16 protein-coding genes are annotated in these 26,688 nt (G+C 43.1%); 8 read left to right on the forward strand and 8 right to left on the reverse strand.

What is annotated here, in order from left to right; all coding sequences use genetic code 11:
- Positions 1-5: 5 nt before the first annotated feature.
- Positions 6-5,420 (reverse strand): beta-ketoacyl synthase N-terminal-like domain-containing protein, encoded by a 5,415-nt coding sequence (locus V7K97_RS29045; RefSeq protein WP_334804413.1) that lies wholly within the window; start codon positions 5,418-5,420, stop codon positions 6-8.
- A gap of 2,095 nt (positions 5,421-7,515) precedes the next feature.
- On the opposite strand from V7K97_RS29045, the gene V7K97_RS29050 reads away from it, so the two are divergent.
- From V7K97_RS29050 to V7K97_RS29075, 6 genes are all read left to right on the forward strand, one after another.
- Complete coding sequence (locus V7K97_RS29050; protein WP_334804414.1) at positions 7,516-8,724, forward strand: ABC exporter membrane fusion protein; 1,209 nt, start codon at positions 7,516-7,518, stop codon at positions 8,722-8,724.
- A 60-nt stretch (positions 8,725-8,784) separates the two neighbouring features.
- Complete coding sequence (gene devC, locus V7K97_RS29055) at positions 8,785-9,963, forward strand: ABC transporter permease DevC (RefSeq protein ID WP_334804415.1); 1,179 nt, start codon at positions 8,785-8,787, stop codon at positions 9,961-9,963.
- A gap of 249 nt (positions 9,964-10,212) precedes the next feature.
- Complete coding sequence (locus tag V7K97_RS29060; protein WP_334804416.1) at positions 10,213-11,217, forward strand: NAD-dependent epimerase/dehydratase family protein; 1,005 nt, start codon at positions 10,213-10,215, stop codon at positions 11,215-11,217.
- Positions 11,218-11,248: 31 nt separating this feature from the next.
- Positions 11,249-11,716: a DUF2141 domain-containing protein gene (locus V7K97_RS29065; protein WP_334804417.1), complete on the forward strand. Its 468-nt coding sequence runs from the start codon at positions 11,249-11,251 to the stop codon at positions 11,714-11,716.
- 251 nt (positions 11,717-11,967) lie between these two features.
- Positions 11,968-13,227 (forward strand): glycosyltransferase, encoded by a 1,260-nt coding sequence (locus V7K97_RS29070; protein ID WP_334804439.1) that lies wholly within the window; start codon positions 11,968-11,970, stop codon positions 13,225-13,227.
- Positions 13,228-13,303: 76 nt separating this feature from the next.
- Positions 13,304-14,545, forward strand: coding sequence for a glycosyltransferase (locus tag V7K97_RS29075; RefSeq protein ID WP_334804418.1), 1,242 nt, complete (start codon positions 13,304-13,306; stop codon positions 14,543-14,545).
- 38 nt (positions 14,546-14,583) lie between these two features.
- On the opposite strand, the gene V7K97_RS29080 is transcribed toward V7K97_RS29075, so the two are convergent.
- The gene (locus V7K97_RS29080) at positions 14,584-14,787 is read right to left on the reverse strand and encodes a hypothetical protein (protein WP_334804419.1); all 204 of its coding nucleotides are present in this window, start codon (positions 14,785-14,787) and stop codon (positions 14,584-14,586) included.
- A gap of 1,001 nt (positions 14,788-15,788) precedes the next feature.
- Between V7K97_RS29080 and V7K97_RS29085 the strand changes: the two genes are divergently transcribed.
- Both V7K97_RS29085 and V7K97_RS29090 read left to right on the forward strand, forming a co-directional pair.
- A complete protein-coding gene (locus tag V7K97_RS29085) occupies positions 15,789-16,751 on the forward strand; it encodes a sulfotransferase family protein (RefSeq protein WP_334804420.1) in 963 nt (320 codons plus the stop codon).
- Between the two features lie 60 nt (positions 16,752-16,811).
- Complete coding sequence (locus V7K97_RS29090; RefSeq protein ID WP_334804421.1) at positions 16,812-18,458, forward strand: hypothetical protein; 1,647 nt, start codon at positions 16,812-16,814, stop codon at positions 18,456-18,458.
- A 71-nt stretch (positions 18,459-18,529) separates the two neighbouring features.
- On the opposite strand, the gene V7K97_RS29095 is transcribed toward V7K97_RS29090, so the two are convergent.
- The 6 genes from V7K97_RS29095 to kdpB all read right to left on the reverse strand — a co-directional run bounded on the left by V7K97_RS29095 (position 18,530) and on the right by kdpB (position 26,601).
- Complete coding sequence (locus V7K97_RS29095) at positions 18,530-19,060, reverse strand: DUF2085 domain-containing protein (protein ID WP_334804422.1); 531 nt, start codon at positions 19,058-19,060, stop codon at positions 18,530-18,532.
- Between the two features lie 41 nt (positions 19,061-19,101).
- The gene (argZ, locus tag V7K97_RS29100; protein WP_334804423.1) at positions 19,102-21,213 is read right to left on the reverse strand and encodes a bifunctional arginine dihydrolase/ornithine cyclodeaminase; all 2,112 of its coding nucleotides are present in this window, start codon (positions 21,211-21,213) and stop codon (positions 19,102-19,104) included.
- A 299-nt stretch (positions 21,214-21,512) separates the two neighbouring features.
- The gene (kdpC, locus tag V7K97_RS29105) at positions 21,513-22,124 is read right to left on the reverse strand and encodes a K(+)-transporting ATPase subunit C (protein ID WP_334804425.1); all 612 of its coding nucleotides are present in this window, start codon (positions 22,122-22,124) and stop codon (positions 21,513-21,515) included.
- Between the two features lie 18 nt (positions 22,125-22,142).
- A complete protein-coding gene (gene kdpA / locus V7K97_RS29110; protein ID WP_334804427.1) occupies positions 22,143-23,855 on the reverse strand; it encodes a potassium-transporting ATPase subunit KdpA in 1,713 nt (570 codons plus the stop codon).
- Between the two features lie 153 nt (positions 23,856-24,008).
- On the reverse strand, positions 24,009-24,275 hold the full coding sequence (kdpF, locus tag V7K97_RS29115; protein ID WP_334804429.1) for a K(+)-transporting ATPase subunit F: 267 nt from the start codon (positions 24,273-24,275) through the stop codon (positions 24,009-24,011).
- Between the two features lie 244 nt (positions 24,276-24,519).
- Positions 24,520-26,601 (reverse strand): potassium-transporting ATPase subunit KdpB, encoded by a 2,082-nt coding sequence (gene kdpB, locus V7K97_RS29120; RefSeq protein WP_334804431.1) that lies wholly within the window; start codon positions 26,599-26,601, stop codon positions 24,520-24,522.
- Positions 26,602-26,688: the final 87 nt, after the last annotated feature.

Raw genomic sequence — 26,688 nt, forward strand, 5'->3', positions numbered from 1 at the left:
GATTTTTAATCGGCGATGAGGGTGACTCGTCCTTGTGAGCCGTAGCCAACTTCACTGATATAAAGGTTGGGGTCGTGAAGTTCGGCGATGATGTTTTGTACTGACTGTTTGGCGTCAAGTCTGGGGCTTAGGTCGATTGCACGAGTAAATACTTTTGGCCATTCCCATCTCAGAGTTTTGGTTAATCCAAATAAACCAGCGCCGATCGCACCGAAGTTGACTTTATATTCTAAACCGAAGGCTCCATCCAAGTGAGCGACTGTGCAGAAACAACTACGTCCATGCTTTGCTGCTTCGTTTAGAGAAGGTTTGAGGTGTTTCGCCATCAAAAATACGTGCTTGACGATCGCCTTTTCTGATTCGTTATAAGAAATACTCCCGGTGTGATTTCCTACAAAGATGGGATGGAGATGGATGAAAGCCCCGATCGCTCCACAATGAGATGCGATCGCTTGCAATTGTTGTTGGAGATGTTCTTCACTCAAGTTTGCTAAGGTGACGCGGGTTACTCCTGTGGGTAAGGGCGCTTGTTGGGCGATGAGCGATTGGGGAAAGCTGATAACTACTACTTTCCAGCCTTTCTCGATTAAGGATTCAGCTAATTTGTAAGTGGTGAGGGAACCATCATCGGTGATTAAACCGATGTGTCCCTCTGGTAACGTGAAATCCAAGTAATCGGGCTGTGGTAAACTTCTGAGTTTGACGGGATGGCGCTGGATATTATGCTCTAATTCCGGTGGCTGCTGTTGGACAAACTCAGGCTCAGACTTTTTTTTTTCACCTCCAGCCAACTGCTGTAGGTAATCGACTATTTGACCAATGGTGCGGAGTTCTCCGAGTTCTTCGATATTTGGCTTGGGTAAGTTGGGATACGTTTCTTGCATCGCCCCTAGGATTTCTACCCGTTTGATGGAGTCAATCCCCAAGTCGGCTTCCATGTCCATTTCCAGTTCCAGCATCTCCACTGGGTAGCCGGTTTTATCACTGGTGATGGCTAACAGGGTTTCACCTAAGTTTGCAAATTCATCACTTATAGCGGGTTCTGGTTCTGGGGTGAAGGCGACAACTACGCTTACTTCCGGTACAGTGACTACCTCAACTACGGGTGCAGTCTCTACTAGAATCTCGGTTGGTTGTTGTACTTCGTGAACTGCAATTTCTACCGAAACACTTTTGGAAGCGTGGGATTGCAGATACTCTACAACTTGACCGATGGTGCGTTTTTCTGATAGTTCTTCTAAATTGGGTTTGGGTAGGCTGGGGTACATTTCCTGTAGCGCCCCTAAGATTTCTACCCGTTTGATAGAGTCAATCCCTAAATCAGCCTCCATATCCATGTCCATTTCCAGCATTTCGACTGGGTAGCCGGTCTTGTCGCTGGTGATGGCTAAGAGGTTTTTATCCAAGTCAACAATATCGATGGTTGCGCCAGATACAGGTATAGCATTTGTAGGCGCTGCTTCTGGGATGAATGCAACAATTTCGTTGGCTGGAGGTGAGCTAATTTTAACTACAAGCTCGGTTTGAGGTTCTACTACTGGGACAGGTGGCGCGACTACTGTCTCAACAGTGGCAAAGTGGGGAGTGGGCAGTAGAGACGCGATTGATCGCGTCTGTTCCGGGGAGTAGGAAGTTTCAACTACAGGCTCTACAGCAGCCGCCAGAGGTGCTTGGGTAATATTTAAGCCATTTTTGGCTATAGACTCAGTTACAGGCAATGGCTGGCTTTCTACTATCTTGGTAGTAGTGGGTACTGGTGCATCAGTAACAGTTGTTTCTGTTGTGAACCGAGTGAAATTGCTGAGTTTCTCTGTTAGTTGAGTTGCTCCCTCACCTGAGATGATTTGAGAATACTCTTGCTGTATGAGTTGGAAAAAGTTTTTGGTATATTCCAACTGCTCTTGAAGATATTGCTCATGGATGCGTAGGGTTTCACCTTGTTGGGAATGAAACTGCATCATGCTGCGCTCTAAGCTTTCCATGACAACTAGCTTCATTTTGGCAGTTTCGGCTGTTGATTTACTTTCGCTCAACAAGGAATTCTGCTGCTGCATCAGTTGGAAAAACGCTTTGGCGTATTCCATTTGATGATTGAGATAAGTACCGTGAACTTGTAAATTCTCGGCTTGATTTTCCTGGAACTGTGTCAGCAGGTATTCTAAACTTGCTAAAAGTTGTTCGTAATTGGTAAGTTTTTCTGGTTGCATCTTAGATTCCTGGGCTGGTTGTGACAGGGTAACAGGATTCATCTGTTGCTCTGTTTCGGTGATGATATTAGCAGTCACAACGTTAGCGATCGCAGTTGTTTTTTTATGTCCGTTAGTCTCGATCGCGGCGAGAGTCGGAGTTACACCGGGGCTGCTAAATAAAGGAGCCGCATCAGAATATTCGGGGGTGGGTAATGTGACTTTATGACCATCCTGCAAAGCTAGAGCGAAGGCATTTTTCGTTTTTTCGGATCTGTAGTTTATGCCGTTTAAACGGACATTTAATGTCTTCTTCGTCTCAATTGGGGGGATAGTTTGGGGAAGTTGGTAAGGATCGAGGTTATTCAAAGCCAGACCAATTACTCGCAACTGTACAACCGCTTCTCGCAAAGAGCGATCGCTATTCTTTTGAGCGCTGGGGTTCAAAGATACGGTGATGTGAGGGCGATCGCCAAGGATATCTTTGACTAAGTTGGTGAGAATTCTTCTGGGCCCAAATTCCACAAAGCAAGTACCACCCGCCGCATAGATATTTTCAATTTCCTGTTTAAACAGCACTGAGTTGGAAAGGTGCGTTTCCAGGATTTTTTGAATATTTTGTGGCTCCTTGGGATACTGCTTACTGGTAACGTTGCTGTAAACAGGGATTTTCGGAGTTTGGAATTTGACAGACTTAGTAGCGATCGCAAAGGATTTCTGAGCAAAGGCGATTAACGGTGTATGGAAAGCTGCTGAAACAGGTAACAATACAGCTGTATATCCTTTCTCATGTAAAGCCTCTTTGATTCTCGCTATTTCTGCGGTCGGCCCAGCCAAGACAAATTGAGTCGGAGAATTTTGATTAGCGATCGCAACTTGGGGAAAATGTCTCAGCACTGCTTCTACTTTGCTGATATCTTCTTTGACAGCCAGCATACTACCCGCATCATGATCCGGGTCTTCTGGAGCCGCCATTGCTTGACCCCTAGCTTTCACCAGAAACAAGTAATCTTCAGTACTCAAAACCCCCGCAGCCCACAAAGCTGTCAGTTCCCCAAAACTATGACCGGCAACAAAATCTGACTTAAACCCAGCTTGTTGCAGTATGCTGTACATCCCTGCACTCAACACCCCGATGGCTGGTTGAGCGTATTCTGTGCGTTGTAAGGCAGCAATTTGGACATTTTTTTCTGCCTCTCCAAACACAGGATGAGGAAAAACGATCTCTGAAAGCGGCTGTAAATTATCTTTGAGCAACAGGCTATCCATATAACCATGAAGACGGCGCATCAAAGGGAAATTCATCACCAGTTCGCGCCCCATCTCCAGGTATTGCGAACCTTGACCAGAAAATAGAGAGACAACTTTTCCGCCCAACTCCATACCAGAGGCGCGGTAATAAATCCCTTGGGGATGCTCCCAAGATGCTGCTGTTCCTTTGTGTTTTAGCCAGTCAATGCTAGTTTGCAACAACTTGCAAGCTTCTTCGAGATTTTCAGCGACAAACCCAAATCTGGCAGCAGAGAGGGGAATCTGTTGTGATTTGCATTCCTTGACTAATTCTGCATAATGTGTAAGTGCATCTGGTGAACGCAACTTGCCTAAAATCTCTTCCGATTTGCTCAACAATTGCTCTACAGTAGGAGCAAACAACAGCATTTCACTAGCACCACTATGTAAGCGGTAAGCGTCGTTTTGTTCAGCTTCATATTCTTCCAAAACGACGTGATAGTTTGTTCCACCAAAGCCAAAGGAACTCACACCCGCACGTCTCGGTGCTTCGCCTTCTGGACGAATCCAAGGTCTAGTTTCGGTATTCAAATAAAAGGATGAATTTTTAATGTTGAGTTTGGGATTTGGCTCGGTGATGTTAATTGTGGGTGGTAATACTTTGTGATGTAAAGCCAAAGCAGTTTTAATCAAACTCGCCGCACCCGCAGCCGCTTTGGTGTGTCCGATTTGTGATTTCACACTACCCAAAGCGATGTGCTGCTTTTTCTCATCATGCACATCAAAAAAGTCTTTTAAAGAACCGAATTCTGTGGGATCTCCAGCCATTGTCCCAGTACCATGTGCTTCCATCAAACCAACAGTAGCGGGAGAGAAACCGGCATCTTCATAAGCACGTTCTAAGGCTTTGACTTGGCCTTCTTTGCGGGGAGCATAAATACTCTTGTAACGCCCATCGCTGGAGGTACCAATACCTTTAATTACGGCATAGATTTTATCCTTGTCCCGTTCAGCATCTTCTAACCGTTTGAGGACAATCATCCCAATACCTTCACCTAGCATCATCCCATCAGATTTAGCATCGAAAGGTTTGACATTTTCACTAGGAGAAACCGCCGGTGTTTTGCTGAACGAGATGTAAGCCATGATGGTGTTATCGGTATCAACACCACCAGTCAGCATCATGTCAGAACGATGCTCAACTAGCTCACTAATTGCCATTTTTAAAGCACCGAAGGAACTAGCACAAGCGGCATCAACTACACAATTCATCCCGCCAAAATTCAGGCGATTGGCAATTCGTCCGGCGACTACGTTAGCTAACATTCCAGGGAAAGCATTCTCATCCCATTTAACGTAAGCGCTTTTGATTTTTTCAACGATTTTTTGGGTATCTTCATCAGATAAACCACTGCTTTTGAGAACTTTTTCCCAAATCGGATATTCCAACCTGGCAGAAAGTGGCATTCCTAACTGCTTGGCCATAGCCACACCTAAGATTACGCCAACAGTCTCACGGCTAAACTCACGTTTTTCGCCATAACCTGCATCTTCCATCGCCTCTTTTGCAACTACTAAACTTAATAGTTGCGATACATCTGTAACTTCCAAAATGCTGGGCGGTATACCGAATTCCATCGGGTTAAAATCAACCTCTGGAAGAAACCCACCTCTTTTACAGTAGGTTTTATCTTCAGTAGTTCTCGGATTTGGATCGTAATAATCCTCCACGCTCCAATGTGTGGAAGGAACATCAGTAATACAGTCAATTTTGTTTACGATATTTTGCCAATATTCCCGCAAATTTCTAGCTTGAGGCAATAAAGAAGCCATCCCAACGATAGCGATAGGATTGTGTTGTAATTGTCTATTAATTTTGTTGATTGACACTGATTTATCTGACTTCATTTTTTTTTCCTCTATAGACCTCATCACAGCCTGTTCACAATTATTGACAAGGCTCTCTAACTCCGCTAAGGCAGTATCAATTGAATAAGCAGACATAGGGCATAGTTAGTACTGTGGATTGTGTAGTTACAGTAATTTCTGTTGCCTACTAAATAATGAAAATCTCTCGTCTTCTAAGCTAAATACTTTTCTCCAAATCGACACCACACGACACATACTGCCTTAAGAAAGCCTTAGATTTATAGGCAACTTTGGCACACTGCAATCGCAAAAAAATGTTAGACAACGCTAGAATCTTGATATTGTGGCGTCAATCAATTTGGGATTTTAGATTTGCATTAGCGAGTCTTAAGCGTCTTTTAGATTTGTTTCACCTACAATGAGTGCAGGACGAACCAAAAAAATCCAAAATCTAAAATCTAAAATGTTTTGAGCAATGGTATTTTACTGGAGCGAGGAAAACTGACGAGTAGCTAATATAGCGGTTCTCGCTTGGGTGCATTACAGTTTTGACCTCTCTCCAAACCTCTCTCCTAAAAGGAAAGAGGCTTTGAATCTTACTCCCCTTCCCTCCTAGGGAAGGGGCTGGGGGTTAGGTCTGTATTGTAGTCAACAGAGTAGCTAATAGAACAGAAACGCTTTTTTCACCCGACACAGTTTGATTATCTAGCTTAATAGCAGCAACATAGCTGCTATTAATCACAACGTTCTGTATCTTGATAAATGTCATAACTAGTTTCAACGTCCGGGATAACATATTTTATGGGATTTGACCCAGGAAAGTTGACAAGTTCGTTACAGAAAAGACACCACCTTTAATCCGAGTTTATGCAAGTTAGAAAAGTAATTAAACGATCATCAGGTGATGACAGAGCAGTTATCTTTAGTTATTTTTAATTTCAAAATCTCAATTAAATAACTAGTTTGTCTAACCACTTTAAAGTATTGAATTAATAAAAACACTAACACACTTTACAGAAACTAAATCATTCCTTTAAAGTTATTTTATAAATAACCTATACTATTACTGATGTTAATTTTGAATAAAATCCAGTATAAAAGTATAATTTATAACTATATAAATGTGTGAGAGATTTTGTTATCTACGGGTTAGACATAAATATTCTCTTGATGAAATTAACAGTATAAATCTGTTGTCTACATAGATAAAATCATAAGTACTTGTTCTCAGATAAACATCATAATTGAGTCAAAGTTGTTGGTTATTTTTCAATATAAGTCAAGTTAAAAAGCAAGGCGGTTATTTATGAAGCAAATGTTAATTTTTAGTATGTTGCATAATAAACATAATATGGTCAGTTGAGTAGGGGCAATTCATGAATTGCCCCTACTCGGAACCGCGATAATAATGTCTTATAAGGGACTTCCAAGAAATAAATTACCCAAATAAACGTAGACGCTGCATCGGCTTGCCGCAGGCTACCACAGAGACAATATGCGGGGGTTCCCCCCGTTGTAGCGACTGGCGCGACACAGAGCAATGAGGAGGAGCAAAAAAATTGTCGGTTGGGTGGAGGCTTTGCCAAAGCCAACATCCTGATATCTGTTGGGTTGCGCTCCGCTCCACCCAACCTACGTCTAATGCACCGGAAACCGCGATAATAATGTCTTATAATACACAACCTTGCTAATAATAATCTGTTACTAATATCAAATCTGCTTAATAACTAACAATCTATTGGTATTCAATTAGCAGATGAAAGATTAGTGGCGAGTAAAATATTCAGTCTCTAATCTGACTGCAAACAAATATTTTAGTGAGAGAATCAGGACTTATGCGAATTAAACCGATTGACATAATTCCATTTTTACGGCATAATTAAAACCAAGTTTATCCCAATTATGAGTTTGTTTTTATTAGCGCTTCGTTGTTCTTGAGAGTTAAGTTTTCTGGTTAGCGCTATTGTATTTTACGCTACGGGATTAGATGTCAAATTAGGATATAACTTAGGAAGCTTTGAAGTAACACGCCATTATTTTTCACGCCACAATAATAAGTTTGGGCGGTAAAAGCGTACAACAATTCATATAAAACCAATTTAGACCCATCCACTTGATTGAGGTAGAAAAACTAGAGGAAAAGCCTCTTGGTAATTTGCGGATGAAGTCTATTCTAATCGACTAAATATAACCAGGCTATCTCCTAAAAAAGCAGAATTGGAATGAAAATATGGCACTAAATAAAGAAAGCCGATTATTCACAAAACCCGTAGGCCGATCGCAATTAATTTTAGCAGCTTCTCTGACTTTAGCGACCGGATTAATAGCTTTCTATAGTTTGGTACCTTTTTGGTCTAAACCGAAAGTTGTGACAGCCCCAGTAAATCCTCCAAAAGCTGTCACCCCTGCGAAAGTTGCTGTGACTGCTTTGGGACGTTTGGAGCCAGAAGGCGAAGTTACTACTTTGACTGCTCCCACTTCCAACAACGGTGTACGTGTAGAAAAACTGTTAGTCAAAGAAGGAGATGCAATTAAAGCAGGGCAATTATTGGCGTATCTAGAAAATTATGATCGTTCTAAAAGCGCATTGCAACAGGCTATAGACCAATTGCAAGTTGCCAAAGCTAAATTAGCGCAGGTGAAATCTGGAGCTAAAACCGGAGATATCGATGCTCAAAAGGCTGCCATTGCCCGGTTAGAGCCACAATATAAAGGGGACGTTGCCACCCAACAGGCGACAATTGCCCGCATCCAGGCGGAAGTAGATAACGCTCAAGCCGAGAATAATCGCTATCAGCAATTATACAAACAAGGTGCGATCGCAGCTTCCATCGCAGATACCAAAGCTTTGCAACTAAAGACTACACAACAGCAACTAACAGAAGCTCAAGCCACCCTCAAACGGACTCAAGACACATTCCAAGAACAACGCAAACAAGCACAAGCACAACTCACCAGTATTAGTGAAGTGCGTAGTGTAGACGTTAAGGTGGCACAAACCGAAGTAAACAGTGCTACAACTTCTGTTCAACAAGCAAAAGCCGACTTAGATTTAAGTTACATCAAATCTCCCATAGATGGCAAAATTTTAAAAATTCACGCCAAAACTGGAGAAGTCATCAGCACCAACAAAGGATTTGCTGATATAGGTAAGACATCTCAAATGTATGTGATTGCAGAGGTGTATCAAACCGATGTTCAAAATGTGCGTCTAGGACAAAAAGCCACCATTACCAGCACTGCATTTACTGGAACATTACAGGGAACTGTCAAAGAGATTGGTTGGCAAGTTGACAAGCAAAACATCTTCAGCCTCAACCCGGGTTCAGATACAGACCGCAAAATAGTTGAGGTAAAAATCTCTATTGATAAGCCCGCAGATAGTAAGCGAGTGGCTCGTTTAACTAACTTACAGGTCGATGTTGCCATTCATATTTAGTCATTAGTCATTGGTCATTCACAAATGACTAATGACAAATAACAACTAACAAATAAATCCATGATTTTCAAAATTCCTTTAGCATGGCTACAGCTAGCCCAGCAAAAAGTTCGTTTACTAGTAGCTGTAGCTGGGATTGGTTTTATTGTGCTACTAATGTTTGTGCAACTTGGTTTTCAAGATGCCCTCTATTCCAGTGCAACCGCACTGCATCAGCATCTCAAGGGAGATTTATTTTTAGTAAGTTCGCAATATAAATCTTTGACCTCAAATCAAAGCTTTTCGCGGACTCGTTTATACCAAACTCTGGGGTTTAATGGCGTAGAGTCAGTTAGCCCCATGTATTTGCAATTTGCCAAACTTAAAAATCCGGCAACTGGTGAGAAATATTCAATATACGTTATTGGTTTCGATCCAGGTAGACCTGTGATGAATATCCCAGAGGTTGAGAAAAATTTAGATAAACTGAAAATTCCCGATGTCGTGCTTTTTGATCGGAGTTCTCGTCCAGAGTTTGGCCCAATATCTGAAAAATTTAATGCGGGAAATATTGGACAGACAATTGAAATATTTCCCTTCAATTCATTAATTGGCTATAGAGTGAGAATTGGTGGCTTATTCAGCTTAGGCCCTTCCTTTGGGGTGGACGGTAATTTACTTGTTAGTGACTCAACTTTTTTGAGGATAAATCCTAATAGTCGTCCAGCAGATATGATAGATATCGGTTTGATTTCCCTCAAACCTGGTACTAATGCCGAAACAGTACTGAAAAGTTTGCAAGCAAGTTTGCCTAATGATGTCCAAGTTTTTACACGCCAAGGCTTCATTGATTTTGAGAAAAAATATTGGGCTGTCAGAACACCCATTGGTTTTATCCTTAACTTGATGTTGACAATGGCTGCGGTTGTTGGTGTGGTCATTGTCTATCAAATTCTTTACAGCAACATTGCTACCCAGTTTGTTGCTTACGCCACTTTAAAAGCCATAGGTTATGCCAATAGATATTTGTTGAATGTGGTATTTCAGCAAGCTTTAATTTTGGCAATTTTAGGTTATATTCCCGGATTTATTACTTCTGTCTTGTTATATGCTTTTGCAGAAGATGCAACTAAATTACCAATAGTTATGACCACTAATAATGCACTGATTGTCTTAATTTCAACAGTTCTGATGTGTATAACTTCAGGTACGCTTGCTATTAACAAACTCCGCTCCGCAGATCCGGGAGATATTTTCTAAGCAAGATAACTTATTCAAGCCCATTTTAAAGATAGGCAAACTTCCGCCACAGTCTACTAGTCTGTGAAGTGTAATCAAGTTTGTAGTGAGTTAGCGCGGTCTTGGGGGTTTCCCCCATGAGCGACTAACGAACCCGAAGGGTAAGGACTTCAGTCCTTGTATTTTAAGCACTAAAGTGCTTACTACAAACCATCACGCTTTTGTTGTAATCCAAAATCTAAAATCCAAAATTGGTATACCCCCTAATATATGAACCTCAACAACAAAACCCTCCTAATTACCGGGATTGATCAACTTGTCGGTTTGCGTGCAGCCGAGTTAGCAATAGCGCAGGGAATGAAGGTTCGTGGACTACAAAGTTCTACAGAAAAGAACAAACAATTACAGAATTTAGGTGTTGATGTAATTATTGGCAGTATTACCGATTCTACTATTGCTCAAAAGGCTTGTCAGGGAGTAGATATCGTTTTACACACAGATCAAGTTGCTGAAGAAGCTGGTTCAATTAACCATTTTCGTGATGTCAATGTTGGCGGTACTGTCAACATCGCTAAAGCTGCTAAACAGGCTGGTGTCAAAACATTTGTGCATCTATCCAGTGTGATGGTTTACGGTTTCAACTATCCTAATGGTGTTACAGAATCCGGGCCACTGTCTGGGGAAAATAATCCCTACTGTCAAACGAAAATAGAAGCAGAAACAGCACTCTTAGAACTGAATAATCCCTCAGATTTTGGCATCATCATTATTAGAGCCGGAGATGTTTACGGTCCTGGTAGTATTCCCTGGATAGTCAGACCAATTCTGATGATGCGTCAAAAATTATTTGCCTATGCCAACGATGGTAAAGGAGTGATCAATCATGTATATATAGATAACCTGATTGATGGTATTTTTCTAGCGATAGAAAAAGAAGCCTACGGTGAAATATTTAATATCACCGACGGACAAGAAACTTCTTGGAAAGAGTATTTCTTGCATTTAGCAGCAATGGAAGGTTTATCAGCACCTCTTTCATTACCTAAAGATGAAATCAAGTTGTTTCTAAAGCTACGTGTTCAAGGACAAAAACTTTTTCGGCAAAAAGTCGATATTTTACCAGAGTCTATAGATTTTATGACTCGTCCCTATGCTTGTTCCATTGTCAAAGCACAAAATCTGTTAAATTACAAACCAACAATTGACCTAGAATCTGGAATGCAGCGAACAAATGAATGGCTGCAAAAAACTGATATTCAAAAGTTGGTCAAATAGTCCAAACTTACCTCTTCATCACTACAAAATTATGCTGAAACTATCTCAATTATCTCATGTTTTGCTTGCTGCTTTAATGAGCATCAGTTTTGCTAAAACAGTGAATGCCCAGCCGACTGAAAAACTTACTGTTGTGGTCAATGGAATACACCACCAAAAAGGTGAAATTTGCTTGCGAGTTTACGCCAGTGAACAAGGATTTCCAATGAGTAATTCTAGTGGCTCTCAAAGTGCCTGCGTTAAGATTACTGGCACTTCTGTAAAAAAAGAATTCTCAGGTTTGAAGCCTGGAACTTATGCTGTCGCCGTGGTTGATGATCAGAATGGCGATCGCAAACTCAATAAAGACTTTTTCGGGATTCCCAAAGAAGGTTTTGGAATTTCCAGAAATCCAATTGTGTCAATACAAACAGGTTCACCAAAGTTTCGTGATGCCAGTTTTGTAGTGAACAAAGATACAACAGTCAATATCATCATTAAATATTCCCTTGATTCGTAAAGGGAGTGGGGAGTTAGGAGTTAGGAGTTATATCACGTCCGCTTGAATACTTACTAAACCCGAAGAACCCCACCCCGCCAAAGCTGTGCTTTGTCTCCCCTAAGAGCCGGCTCTTAGGGGCTGGGGGTGGGGTGCAATGACTGTGGGAATCATAACTAATTATCCGGACTTAATATTAGGAGTGGGGAGACAATGCCCCATGCCCCATGCCCAATGCCCAATCCATTATCCTGTTGGAGATTAAAAATTTAATGGAAGATTTGGCAATATTTCTGTCTAAGTCTTTGATGGGTTGGTTGGTTATTCAGGTGTGTTTTACGCTTGTCTTTATATGGTATCTACGGTCATCAAAAAAAAACTTATTACCAGATGACCAATTGCCCAAAACAGCAGTGATTCTTTGCCTACGCGGAGCTGATCCGTTTTTGCCTAGATGTTTGCGATCGCTCCTAAATCAAAACTATCCACAGTATGATTTAAAGTTGATTGTTGATAGTCACGAAGATCCCGCTTGGAAAATTGCTAGTGAAACTATCACTGAGCAAGAAGCTACTAACGTTCAAATCAGTCCTCTGAGAGTAGTACGCAACAATTGTAGTCTCAAATGCAGTTCTTTAGTCCAAGCTATCCGTGAGTTGGATGATTCCTACAAGGTGGTTGCTTTAGTAGATGCTGATACTATAGTTCATGTGAATTGGCTGCGAGAATTAGTTAGTCCTCTTGGAGATGCGAAAGTGGGGGCGACAACGGGTAATCGTTGGTACGTACCTACAGGTAAGTATTGGGGATCTTTAGTGCGCTACGTCGGCAATGTATCTACAGTAGTGCAAATGTTTATCTTCCAGATTCCTTGGGGTGGAACTTTGGCTGTGAAAACAGAAGTGCTTCGCCAAACAGAACTCCTAGATAAGTGGGGACAAGCTTTAGGCGAAGATTTTATGATGCACGATATCCTCAAAAAACATGGGTTGCAGGTCAAGTTTGTGCCTTCGCTACTGATAGTAAATCGTGAAGAGACTGATTTATTCAGCTTAATAGAATATCTCAAACGTCTTATCCTTTGTTCTCGACTTTATCACCCACGTTGGTTAGCTTTAGTTAGTGAAGCTGTTTCTAGTATTTTGTTTCCAACTACAGTGATCATGTTAGTTCTAGAGTGGTTGTTTGAGGCAAAATGGGCAGCTGCGGCTCTCTTGTTAGGCTGCTATGGAGTCTATACAGCCGCCTTACTGTTGATCGTGCTGGTGTTGGAATTAGAGATCCAGCGAATGGTTCGCTCTAATGACCAAGCGATCGCCAAATTATCAATTGCGACAATCATCAAAATGTTCATTGCGATTCCGCTAACACAATGGGTTTATGGGTTAGCGATGCTATCGTCACTTTGGGTTTCAAAAGTCACCTGGCGCGGTGTCAGCTATCGAGTTCAAGGGCCTTGGAATGTCCGGTTAGTGGAATATCGCCCTTATCAATGGTTGGATCAGCCTATTGATAGTAAGGTTTCTCTTTGAATAATTCCTAATCAAATATTTTCTGCCTAAATCCTAAATTCAAAACCAGTATTTTAGTAAAATATTCCCTTTTTATATGACTAAGCAAAAACTTCGCATTGCACTGTTTACAGGTTTGTATGCTCCTTTCTTAACTGGAGTTTCTGTTGCAGTACATCAACGGGTTCGTTGGTTGCTAGAGCAAGGACATGAGGTTTTTCTAATCCATCCGCAAATCAACGATCGCTACCCGAAAAATGTTGGCGATCGCCCCATGCCAGGTTTAGAAGAAATTCAGTCTTTCCCCAATTTTTCTGCTTACGCATTTCCCACACAACCACTGCTATTTTACAAGTCTCTACCTCAACCATTGAACTATCGACATTGGAGCGATACCAAGTTGCTAGAGAAGTTTAAGCCTGATATTATCGTGGTTGAAGAAGCAGCGCAAATGAGAGGTTTATACTCATTTTTCTTGCAAGGTTATGGTCGCCCGATCGGTACTGAATACGCAAAACGAACAGGCACACCAACAATATCACTCTTTCATACTGATATCGTTGCATATATCAAATATTACTTTGGGGATAAATTCTTTAACTTGGTTCGTCCGATTATTCCGGCTTTGGTCAAGCAATTTAGTGAGTCTTATGACTTCAATTACTTCTCTTCTAAAGAACAACTCACTAAATACAAAGAACTGAAATGCCAACGCGCTGAATACGTCGCTTATCAAGGTATCGATTGCGAAAAATTTCACCCGCGAAACATTTGTTACAACCCTATTCCTAACGATAACCGACCGACTCTTTTGTTTGTCGGACGCATCACACCCGAAAAGAATGTCAACCAACTGCTTGATATATTTCCACTCATCGTTGCCAAAATCCCTGATGTCCATCTGGTGATTGTTGGTAGTGGCCCACTAGATGAGGAGATCCGTCAGCGTGCCCAAAAATTTGGATCGGGTATTACTGTATGGGGCGAGTCTCACGGTACAGAACTTCTAGGCTGGTTTGCGAGAGCGGATGTCTTCGTCAATCCCTCTGTCACCGAGAACTTCTGTACTACAAATAACGAAGCACTAGCATCTGGAACTCCTCTGGTTGCCGTTGTTGCACCCTCAACCTCAGAACAGGTATTTCCTGGTAGTAATGGCTTCCTTGCCCAACCTAACAACCCAACAGATTTTGCCGAAAAGGTAATTGCAATTCTGGCAAATCCCGAATTGAAAGCAGATATGACCCGACAGGCTCGCCCCTCCATACTCGACTTTGATTGGTCGGCATGTATGCAAAAATTTGAACACAAACTCTACCAAATCGTTGAAGGATCATAGAAGCTAGAGGCTAGATAAGATCGCTAGTACTGTAGATGCTAGCGATCGCTAATTGTTCCATACCGAATGGCACTAAGAAAAGCCCAAAGGCTTGTGTCGTCTCGTTCCCAGCCTCCAGGCTGGGAATGTATTTTGAATGGGCTGCTGCCTCTTGTCAAGCTACTGGAGGCGGCAGCCCTTGCTCTAGGCTGGGAACCAGTTAGAGCAAGGGCTGTATCTTTTCTTAGTGCCATTCGTTCCATACCAAGGAACTCTTTGGCATCTTATATCCTGGATAGTACGATATTTGTTAAAAATTCCGTAAAATTATCATAAATTTCCAGTGAAATTACTGTGGGAGCTTTTAATTAATATGTTATCTGCTGTATTATTTTGATGTCATACTACGGTAAAGAGGATCAAGCCACATTTTGCACTTAGCACAAAGATGTGTGTACACCGTAGCCTTTTAGGAGGGAGGCTTTGAATCTTACTCCCCTTCCCTTGTTCTTGTTCTTAAGGGCTGGGGGTTAGGTCTGTATTGCACTCAACAGAGAAGCGATATAAACTACTGGCGATCGCACTGCAACTTTTTGCACCAAATAGTTTTAAGATTATTAAAAGCTCTGAGTTAATAAAATTTTGGGCGTTGCTGAATCATGGGATGATTTTGCTCAATTTGGAACGAGTTTTCAATGGTTTCAACTGCCAATTCATCCCGCATTTATGCAACGCCAAATTTTGAATTTTTCCCTTGCCTACCAACCTGCAACTTAGATGCATCAACCTGAAACTTAGATGCATTGACCTGCAACTTAGGTGCATTGACCTGCAAAAATTAAACACCTTACTGGCATCATAAGAGTAAGCTGTTGCGCCTTTAATTTGCACTAATATTTTTTCAAGATGATTGTGGGGTGGGCATCCTGCCCGCCCTGATCGTGCAAGTTGTATACGTAACAGCTTAGTAGCGTTAGCGTAGCCCACCGTAGGTATTGCTTGCTGGCTTGACTAAAATTAATCATCTTAAAACTTTGGAATATAAATTGTTCAGAAATAACTTGGTTGACTTACCAATATTAAACACATCTGACTCGCACTGCTGTAGTTGCAGCTTCAGTGCGGTTTGTTACTCCTAACTTATTTAATAGCTGGCTGATATGATGCCTTGATGGTAGAAGTACTCAGTTTCATTCATTGAGCGATCGCTTCATTACTCAATCTTAAAGCCAGCAGTGCTAACACCTCTGGTTATTGCTCGTAGTTGATTGCATTGATCAAGGCGATCGCTGTACAATTCGCCGTGGTAATGATTAAGCAAAATTTGGGCGGGCGATCGCTTTGTCTCTGCGGTGAAAGCTCACAGGTGCAGGATTTTTATAACCAAATGATTTCCAAAATCCACTTGATCTCCGGCTTACCTCGTTCCGGTTCCACCTTACTCGGAGCCTTACTACGGCAAAACCCCCGGTTTCACGCCAGTATGTCTAGCCCTGTGGGTAGTCTGGTGAACCGAATGCTGGAAGCCATGAGTGAAGACAATGAATTTTCCGTCTTCATCACGCCTGAGCAAAAACGGGCATTAACCTTAGCTATTTTTTCAACATTTTACCAGTCGCAAGCGGATAAAGAAGTCATTTTTGACACTAATCGTTTGTGGTGTAGCAAGTTGTCCTTAATTCACGAGCTATTTCCTGGCTCAAAGGTGATTTGCTGCGTGCGGAATGTCGCTTGGATTATGGATAGCATCGAACGGCTGATTAGAAAAAATGCTTTTGATGTGTCGCGGATGTTTAATAACGCTGGTGAACGGTCTACAGTTTACACGCGCACCGAAGCCTTGAGTCAAGGGGGACGGTTAGTGGGGTTTTCTTATAACGCCCTCAAAGAAGCATTCTATAGCGAACACAGTGCGTCCTTACTTTTGGTGGACTATGACTTATTAACCCAAGCTCCTGATAAAACCATATCGCTGATTTATCAATTTTTAGAAGAGGAACCCTTTGAGCATGATTTTGCCAATGTAGAATACGAAGCTTTGGAGTTTGATAATCGCCTGAATACCAAAGGACTACATTATGTGCGTCCGAAAGTCGAGTTTCAACCCCGACTGACAATTTTACCGCCGGATTTATTTACTCAGTATGATGGGTTGTCTTTTTGGAAGAACCCTAGCAATAGTCTGGCAAATGTGATTGTCGCTCAACCAGTAGAAGCAGTGAGTTAATCAAGCTTTGAATTTTCCCCCTTCCCGTGTCGGGAAGGGGGCTAGGGGGTTAGGTCTTTCGTGGGCTTTTCTACATCACGTAAAAAGTCAGGACAAATAACTGCTCATTTACCTAAAACATTCGTAAAAAATCAAATGACAAATTTCATCGTCAACCAAGCCACCGATAACGGCATCGGCAACACTAAAGGCACCCTCAGTTATGCAATTCGCCAAGCGAACCAACTAGCAGGGAATGACACGATTACCATTAATAGCGATGTCCGCGTCACTGGCGTGATGAAAACCTTGGTGAACAGCAATATCACGATTGTGGGTAACAACCACAAAATCAGCGGCGATGCCAATAACGACGGCATCAACGACAACGGCGACGTGCGCCCCTTATTTATCGTGTCGGGAACCGTTGATATTTCTAACTTGACCATCACCAACGGACGATCCCAAGGCGGAGATAGTGGCAGTGGTGGCGCCGGCGCTGGACTCGGCGGTGGCTTGTTTATCTATGATGGCAATGTCTCTTTAACCAATGTCGCTTTCAGTAAGAACACAGCCCAAGGTGGCAATAGCGGTGTCAGCGGCTTCGGCGGCTTCGGCGGCGGCTTCGGCGGCCCCGGCTTCGGCGGCGGCTTCGGCGGCTACGGCTTCAGCGAGGGCGACGACGAGCGCGTCTTGGGCGTCGTCGGTGGCGGCTTCGGCGAGGGCGGCAGCCCCGGCTTCAGCGGCGGAGTCAGCGGCTTCAGCGGCGGCTTCGGCGGCGGCGGCGGCGGCGACGACCCCAAGTTTGTCTTCACCGGCAGCTACTTCGGCCCCGGCAGCTACGGCGGCAACGGCGGCTTCGGCGGCGGCGGCAGCGGCTTCGGCGGCGGCGACGACGGCGGCTTCGGCGGCGGCAGCAACGGCGGCGGTGGTGCTGGACTGGGGGGTGGGATTTTTGTCCGCAGTGGTTCTTTAACCCTCAATAAGACTAGCTTTACCAACAACACGGCTACAGGCGGCACTGGGGCTAACCCAGGTCTTGGCTTGGGTGGGGGGATTTTTATCATCCAGTCCCTCACCAATACCAACGGCAATAACCAAGGAATGCCCACCGTCCTGCCAACTGTTACGGCTGTAAATAATCCTACCTTCAGTGGCAACCGTGCAGCTAATGATGCCGGGACATCCACCAATAATGATAATGTCTACGGCACTATTACTCCCCTCAACCTGACGGGAACTCCAAATGCAGATGTCCTGACTGGCACAACTGGCAACAACATCATCAATGGATTAGCTGGTAATGATACCCTGATTGGCGGTGCAGGCAATGATACCCTGATTGGTGGTGCAGGCAATGATCTCCTTGTTGGTGGTGCCGGTGCTGATGACTTTCTTTACAATACGAATGCTCCCTTTGTCAGTTCTGCTATTGGTGTAGATACCATTAGTGATTTCAAACACTCCGAAGCTGACAAGATTGTCTTATCTAAGACTACCTTTAATACTCTTGCTTCTACTCCGGGAACAGGTTTTAGTAACGCTAGTGATTTTAAAGTAACTTCTTCAGGAGCCACCAGCACGGCGAAAATTGTCTACGACCCTTTGAGTGGGCAGTTGTTCTACAACCCTAATGGCAGCGCGGCTGGTTTCGGTAGTGGCGGTCAATTTGCGACTTTGACTGGTGCGCCAACTTTAACAGCTACTGACTTTATTGTTCAAGCGTAGCTAGAGCTTTAGTGTATGGGCTGGGCAACTGTTTGTCCAGCCGACAAGCTTGCTGCTGCAACTTAGATGCATCAACTTGCAGGTTGACCCAAGCTAGTTTTAGTACCTCGCCACCCATGCAAAATAGGCATGGTAAACAATCCCCACGCCAAACCTGTAACCAACCCAAAAGGCATGACTACATAGTTATTAAAATTCCACAAACCAAAAACCTGTGCTGCTAATTCCAAAGGATAAGCCATCATCAGCACACTAGATAAAGCCGCACCACTCCAGCCATACTGACTTAACCAGTAAAATCCCTTACCACCAGTTAGCCCATACAACAGACGAGTAATCAGCAAACCCGTTACAGTACCGTAGCAGCGCATACACACAGCCATAATAAATGGTGGTGCTAAATCTAACCCCATAGTTGGCTGCGGACAGACATGATTACCCATGAAATAAATGATGTCCGCAATTGCAGAAAGCAAAGACACCCCAGACACAGCCAGAAAGGGAGCCACTGGCGGGCCAAAAACCATCCCCGCCAGCATAAAATCAGCAATTAAACTGACCCAATTAACCTGCAACTCTTCACTCAAAGCTACTCTTGTCATCTCCCCTTCTCTGCGTCCTCTGCGCCTCTGCGGTTCGTCTCTTAACCTACCTTAGTGACATAAGGACTAGTCAACTTATCCAACTGCTGAATTAACAGACTGAGGAACAAACCCACATCAGTCACTACACCCACCGATTCTACAGAACCGCGATCGCTTAACTTAGTCACCACAGCTGGATTAATATCCACACACACCATTTTCACACCAGCCGGGGTCATATTGCCCACGCCAATGGAATGCAGCATCGATGACAGCATCAAAATCATCTCCGCACCTTCTAGATGTTTGGCGTATTCCTCCTGTGCTTGAATCAAATTCATTTGGGTATCAGGCAAAGGTCCGTCATCCCGAATCGATCCCGCAAGCACAAAAGGTATATTATTGTGGACACACTCATACATCACGCCACTTTTTATTGCCCCCGCCTCCACAGCTTTGGGAATGCTGCCATAACGCCGGATACTATTAATTACCTTGAGGTGATGGCGGTGTCCACCACGGACGGCGACACCCCGCTTCATATCTACACCCAAGGAAGTGCCCATGATATTTTGCTCGATGTCGTGAACTGCGATCGCATTCCCACCCAGCAACGCCTGTACATATCCTTCCCGAACCAGTTGCGCCAGGTGTTCGCCGCCACCAGTATGAATCACTACTGGTCCAGCCGTGACAACTACTTTACCACCGGCATCGCGGATTTTACGCAGTTCCCAAGCCACTTGCTCAACAACTATTTCTACACGCCGCTCGCTGGAAACCCCCGCCGACATAAAGCTGAATTCTTGGGTGCTGCGGAGTTCCCGCGATTCAGTTTTGCGGATGGTGCGGATACCTAAAACGTCTACAATTACCTGTTCGCCAACTTCTAAATCGCGGAGTATTTTACACCGAGCAACTAAACTATTGGCAGTTTGAGTAATGGCGATCGCGCCATCCATGCGTTGATTTTCCACCTTCACCCACTGACCATTAATTCGGACTTCCGTGGGATAAATTGTACTGACGTAGAAATCATCAGGTGCAACGCCATTTTGAATTACCGGCTCCAGTTTGGCATCTCGCTCATCATGGGGTAAATCTACAGCACCCAAATCAATCAACATTGAGATGATTTCTTCCATCACCTCATGAGATGGTGCTGATACCTTCACCTCTGCGGCTGAGGTACTTTGGCGCTGTTCTCCCAAGTTGAAATTTAGGACTTGGAAACTTCCCCCAGCGTCTATAATCAAATCCAAAGCGCGGTTAATTAAGCCAGCATCTAGCAAATGTCCTTCCATGCGAATAACGCGGCTTTCTACCGAGACATTGGCATGAATTTCATCCCTAACTGGTTCTGTCACCCGCAAAGTTAAGCATTTAGCCGCACCACCAGCTTTGAGAAATTCCGTCAAGGGTGTTTCCAGCACTTGGAAACCTGCATCTGCAAGGCGGGTTTTCAAAGCATCACTCGCCTTGTTCATGATGACGATGCTATCCACATTCACCGTATTACAAGCGAAGTTGACTGCATCGGCTTCAGCAATGGCGATTCGCTTTTCTGGTGCGACTCGCATTTCAATTAAGCGGTTGGAGTAAGAATCAAAAGCACCGGGATAGTACAGCAAATAGCCATTTGTTAGGGGACAAAAGCAGGTATCCAGGTGATAGAAACGTTCGTCTATTAATCGTAGGGATAGCACCTCAATATCCAGCCATTTAGCTAGATAAGGGTGAGAATCTAATTCTGAGCGAAAACCGTATCCCGCCCATAACCAGCGTCCTTCCCGATCTAGCAGTGCGTCTCCTGCTCCCTCAAAGGGTAAATCTTTGGGTAGTTCATTGACTGTATAACCATTTGCCTCAAACCATTGTTTGAAGAAAGGCTCCTCACCCTGACGTTCTTTGTGCAGAAAGCGACTGAGAACGACGTTATCGCCTAGTACTAAGCCAGCGTTGGCGGTAAAAACCAAATCAGGCCAGCCTTTTTCAGGTGGTACTAAGTCTACAATGGCGTGTTGTTTGAGGATTTGGTGTAGTCCTTGCCACTGTTCCACGGCGCGATCGCGCGATGATTTGTGAATATTCCCTTCCATCCAAGGATTAATCACATAATCTACATCGTAGTGGTCAGGAGGGCACATTAAAAAGCGAATCCGGGAAGTCATAAAAATCTTACAAGGGTTTTATATGCTACAAGCTTACTTTGAATACAGACTTTTCTTTTTTTTACAGGTAAAATCTGCTACTATAGCTTCTCTATTTTGATGGTTGAAGACTTTAACAAAGGCTTCATTATTAATTCTATTACTGGAAGATGGCAATAATACCAAATCAACTAATTAACCAATTCCGTGGGTTTAAGTCCCCCGCTTCTAAAAAGCGGCAAGTTTTGTGTTGGGGTTTAAATCCCCATCACAAAACTGTACTTCCGACTTATTTAACTTTATTTCGTCAGTCCCAGTCCCTATTTATCCAAAGCCAAATTCAGTTTGAGAACATTGACGCGAGGTTCTCCTAAAAATCCCCACTGCCGTCCTGTGGTATTGTCACCAATTAGTTTTTGCACTTCTGCTACAGGTTTATTGCGGGCTTTAGCTACGCGAGATGCTTGGAGGTTGGCGTTGGCAATGGATATATCAGGATCTAAACCAGAAGCAGAGTTAGTGACTGCATCAATTGGTACAGGTGTGTTATCCGCTAAACCATTTTCTTTGCGATAGGCTGTGACTGCACCTTTGACTGCATCAATTAATTTCTTATTAGTGGGGCCATAATTGGTTGCACCACTGTTAGCAGCATTATAGGGTTGAGCATCAGTCCCACCAGTCTTGGTTGTAGCACTAGGACGGGGATGGAAGTACTTAGGCGCAGTGAAGTTTTGACCAATGAGTTCAGAACCAATCACTTTGTTATTGACAGTGATTAAGCTACCTTGGGCTTGGTAAGGGAACAAAAGGTTGGCAACCACTGTAGTTGCAAGTGGATAGACGACACCACAAAGCAAGATAAACCAAAGGGCGGTAGTGATTGCAGGTATCAGCAAGCTAATTATGGGTGAACGAGATTGAATTGCCATTGGGGATAGTTCCTGAATTTAGAAAGATTTGCCAGATGCTAGTTCAAAGTGTTCTGATATTGGGCCAAGAGCCAAAGCGGGGAAAAACGTTAACCCACCAACAATTAATATCGAAGCTAGTAACAGCACTCCAAAAAACACGGTATTTGTAGACATCGTACCCGTGGTTTTTGGTACTCTAGGTTTAACAGCCAAGTAGCCAGCAACAGCTAACATGGGCAATACAGGAGCTAAAAATCTTCCTAGCAATATCCCTATCCCTAGTACTGTGTTGTAGAAAGGAGTATTACCGTTGAGTCCACCAAAGGCTGACCCATTATTAGCTGTTACTGATGTGAAAGCATATAAAATTTCAGTAAACCCGTGAGCATCTGGGTTATTTAAACTATCTAATGCTTTCGGCCAAACTAGAGCCAGTCCGACTCCGATTAGAATTGTAAAGGGGTGAGCTAGTAAGGCTAAAGATACAAGTTTGACTTCTTTAGCTTCAATTTTTTTGCTCAAAAATTCTGGGGTACGTCCTACCATCAACCCTACAAGAAAGACGGTTACAGCAGCGTACATAATTAAGGTAATCAGCCCGACACCTTTACCACCAAAAACTACGTTCAGCAGCATTTCCGAAAGCGCCGCAAAGCCTCCCATTGGTGTGAGACTATCATGCATGGCATTGACACTACCTGTAGTGGCGGCTGTGGTAGCAGTGACAAATAAGCTAGTTTGAGCAATGCCAAACCTCACCTCCTTACCTTCAAAATTGCCACCGCTTTGCAAAGCTGATAAGGTTTGATCAGCCCCGACTTCAGTTAACAAGGGATTCCCAATTTGTTCAGCCGGCAGGATGATCGCTAAAAATCCAATGAATAAGGCGGTGAATACCCCAAAAAATATCCATCCTTGTCGCCGCGCTCTTACCATTGTTCCAAAGGTGTAGGTGAGTGCTGGAACAATCAACAACATTGACATAATCTCTAGGGAATTTGTCAATGGAGTTGGGTTTTCAAAGGGGTGGGCTGAATTTATGTTAAAGAATCCACCGCCGTTTGTACCAATTTGCTTGATCGACTCTAAACTAGCAACAGGGCCACGAGCAATGGTTTGAGTAGCACCTTCGAGAGTAGTTGCGATCGCAGCCGGAGCCAATGTCTGAGGGACTCCTTGCCAAACATAGACTAGCGATAGCACAAAACAAATGGGTAGAAACAATCGATAAATTGCCCTAGTTAAATCTACCCAAAAGTTACCCAGATTATTGACACCGTTTTGACTCAATCCCCTGATGACTGCAACCCCAGCCGCTAAACCTGTTGCTGATGAGGTAAACATCAAACAGGTAATCATCACCATTTGATTAAAATAAGAAAGCGTTGTCTCACCACCATAGTTTTGCCAATCAGTGTTGGTAACAAAAGAAATTGCGGTATTAAATGCCAGTTCTGCCGTTGGCGCTGGAGAAATTTTATCGGGATTGAAAGGCAAAATGTCTTGAAGTCGTAGCGTTGCATAAAACAACAACACCAAAACTAAATTAGAGATTACAATCGCCTGACTATAGCGTTGCCAAGTCATTTTTTCTTCAGGATTTATCCCTAGAAATCGATAGGTGTAACGCTCTAATACCGTATCTGTCTCATCAGTGAAAATCTTAATTAAGTATTTGCCGATTGGGATAACAAAAGCAAACCCAATAATTAAGATAATGATTAGCAGTTGCAAGATGTTCAATATCATACAAATTGATTCCCTACAGCGTCTCAAACGCTCTAATTAAACCAAAAAGACCTAAAAAGCTGACTAAAATAACCGCCACGTAAATTAAATCGTTCATAACTTCGATATTTGGGGATTGGGAAGATAAGTATGGAGATTTATACGTCAACCAGCTTAAAAGCGTTGGGGTTGTAACATCACCATGAATAGATAAATTGCCAGTGCTACTGTCACAAGTCCCAGCACACCGATCGCATAAGCACTTCCCCGCGAAATTGTTTCTTTGCTTGCTGCAAAGACAACAGGGGCAAGAACTGCATTTAAACAGAGAGCAAGAAATATTTTGAAAGAAATAGAGCGGTACAATTTTGGCGATCGCAGTACTTCTACCTCATTAATCAATTGACTCAGCATCTCATTAACTAACTTAATTTTCGTCATATATTCAAAGCCTCGTGAATGTTTATATCTTTGCGTCTATGCGTGAGCTTTTAATATTCATAGACAGACACAAATTACAAAAAATGCTGATTTGGGAGATTCAAAAGGTTAACTTTTTGTGAAATGGCGTTATTGAATTTAGAAAAAAATTAAGTATTCTTCACTCTTACTGTCTGCGGCTGTAGCGCGTCTGCATGAAGTTAAATCAACAACGCCGATGAAAGACAAATGCTCAAAAAACTAACTATGACAAACCGATCGCCACAATAATCACATCAATGATTTTGATGCCAATAAATGGAGCAATTACACCACCAACCCCATAGATATAAACGTTGCGTTGCAATAGTTGATCGGCTGTGAGAGGTCGGAATTTAACACCCTTAAGTGCTAGTGGAATCAGCGCCGGAATAATCAGTGCATTAAAGATCAAAGCAGACAGAATCGCCGATTGTGGACTTGCCAAACCCATAATATTTAAACTGCCAAGTCCAGCAGTAGTAAACAAAGCGGGAATAATTGCAAAGTATTTAGAGATATCGTTAGCGACTGAAAAGGTAGTGAGTGCGCCTCTGGTAATTAGTAACTGCTTACCAATTGTCACAATATCTATCAACTTTGTGGGGTCAGAATCCAAGTCCACCATATTGGCAGCTTCTTTGGCTGCTTGTGTACCAGAGTTCATCGCCACACCTACATTGGCCTGAGCAAGTGCCGGTGCATCATTAGTACCATCACCAGTCATTGCTACTATTTTATTTTCCGCTTGTTCAGCTTGAATAACTCTCATTTTATCTTCTGGTGTAGCCTCAGCAATGAAGTCATCTACACCAGCTTCTTGGGCAATCACAGAAGCAGTAATTCGATTGTCTCCTGTCAACATGATGGTGCGAATACCCATGCGCCGCAGTTGTTCAAATCGTTCACTAATCCCTGGTTTGACTATATCTTTTAAATAAATCACACCGTAGATTTTTTGATTTTGACAAATGGCCAGAGGAGTACCACCTAATCGAGAAACTTTTTCATAAGCTTGATCTAGTTCAGGACTTAATGAACCAGCACGAGAACGAACAAATCCTTTAATGGAATCAACTGCTCCTTTTCTAACTTGTTGTCCATCTGGTAAGTTTGTGCCACTCATCCGAGTTTTAGCAGTGAACTCAATCCCTTCTGCTTTACTTTCGTCAAAGTTGATCTCTGCACCTAACTGCCGCGCTAGTCTAACAATGGATTTCCCTTCTGGTGTTTGGTCAAACAAGCTAGAAGCTAAGGCAACTTCTGCTACCTGTTCTAAAGTGTAACCATTAACCGGTATAAACTCTTCAGCTAGGCGATTACCAAGGGTGATGGTACCAGTTTTATCCAAAATCAGAGTGTTCACATCTCCACAGGCTTCAACTGCTCTACCAGAAGTAGCAATCACATTAAATTGGGCGACTCTATCCATCCCTGCAATCCCAATTGCACTTAATAAACCACCGATAGTGGTGGGAATCAAGGCTACAAGGAGTGAAATTAAGTTGGCGATACTCACCGGACTTTGACGATAGTTAGCAATTAGTGGAATTATCGCCACCACCACCAAGAAAATTAAGGTGAGTGCTGCAAGTAAGACTGTGAGAGCAATTTCATTTGGTGTTTTTGTCCGTTCTGCTCCCTCCACTAACGCAATCATCCGATCGATAAACCCTTTACCTGGATCGGCTGTAACCCGAATAGTTAGTTGGTCTGATAAAATACGTGTCCCGCCAGTCACGGAACTAGAAATATCTGTTCCTGGTTCCTTGAGTACTGGTGCTGATTCACCCGTAATGGCGGATTCATCAACGGAAGCCACACCTTCGATCACTTCCCCATCAGCTGGGAGAATATCACCTGCAATTACTTGCACTAAATCGCCTTTACGCAGATTAGTAGAACTGACTTCTTGTAAGCCACTGGGGGTAATTTTGCGTGCTAAAGTATCAGACCTAGTGGCTCGGAGTGTATCTGCTTGGGCTTTCCCTCGTCCTTCTGCTACTGCTTCGGCAAAGTTGGCAAAGAGAAGAGTTAAAAACAGAATAACGGTAATTATCCCGTTGTAAAACCATTGATTCTTGCCTGGAACAGTACCAAACAAATTTGGAGCAACGGTAGTTAGTGCAGTGGTAATAGTCCCGACCCAGACCACAAACATCACTGGATTCCTGACCATAATTCGTGGGTCAAGTTTAACGAAAGACTCCTTAATTGCTCTTGAGTAAAGACCAGAGGTGTCAACTTTTGGAGTATTGTGTTGTGAGGAGCGAACTTTTGAAGCAGATGGAGTTTGAGTTGAAGTCATACTTTTGATTAGATAGTCGTAACAACGGTAGAACCATAATTAACTTGCTAGATAATTGGCTACAATTACACTTTTCTCAGCTAAAAA

Origin of the sequence: Nostoc sp., from assembly GCF_036917815.1 — a bacterium.
Taxonomy (GTDB): Bacteria; Cyanobacteriota; Cyanobacteriia; order Cyanobacteriales; family Nostocaceae; genus Nostoc.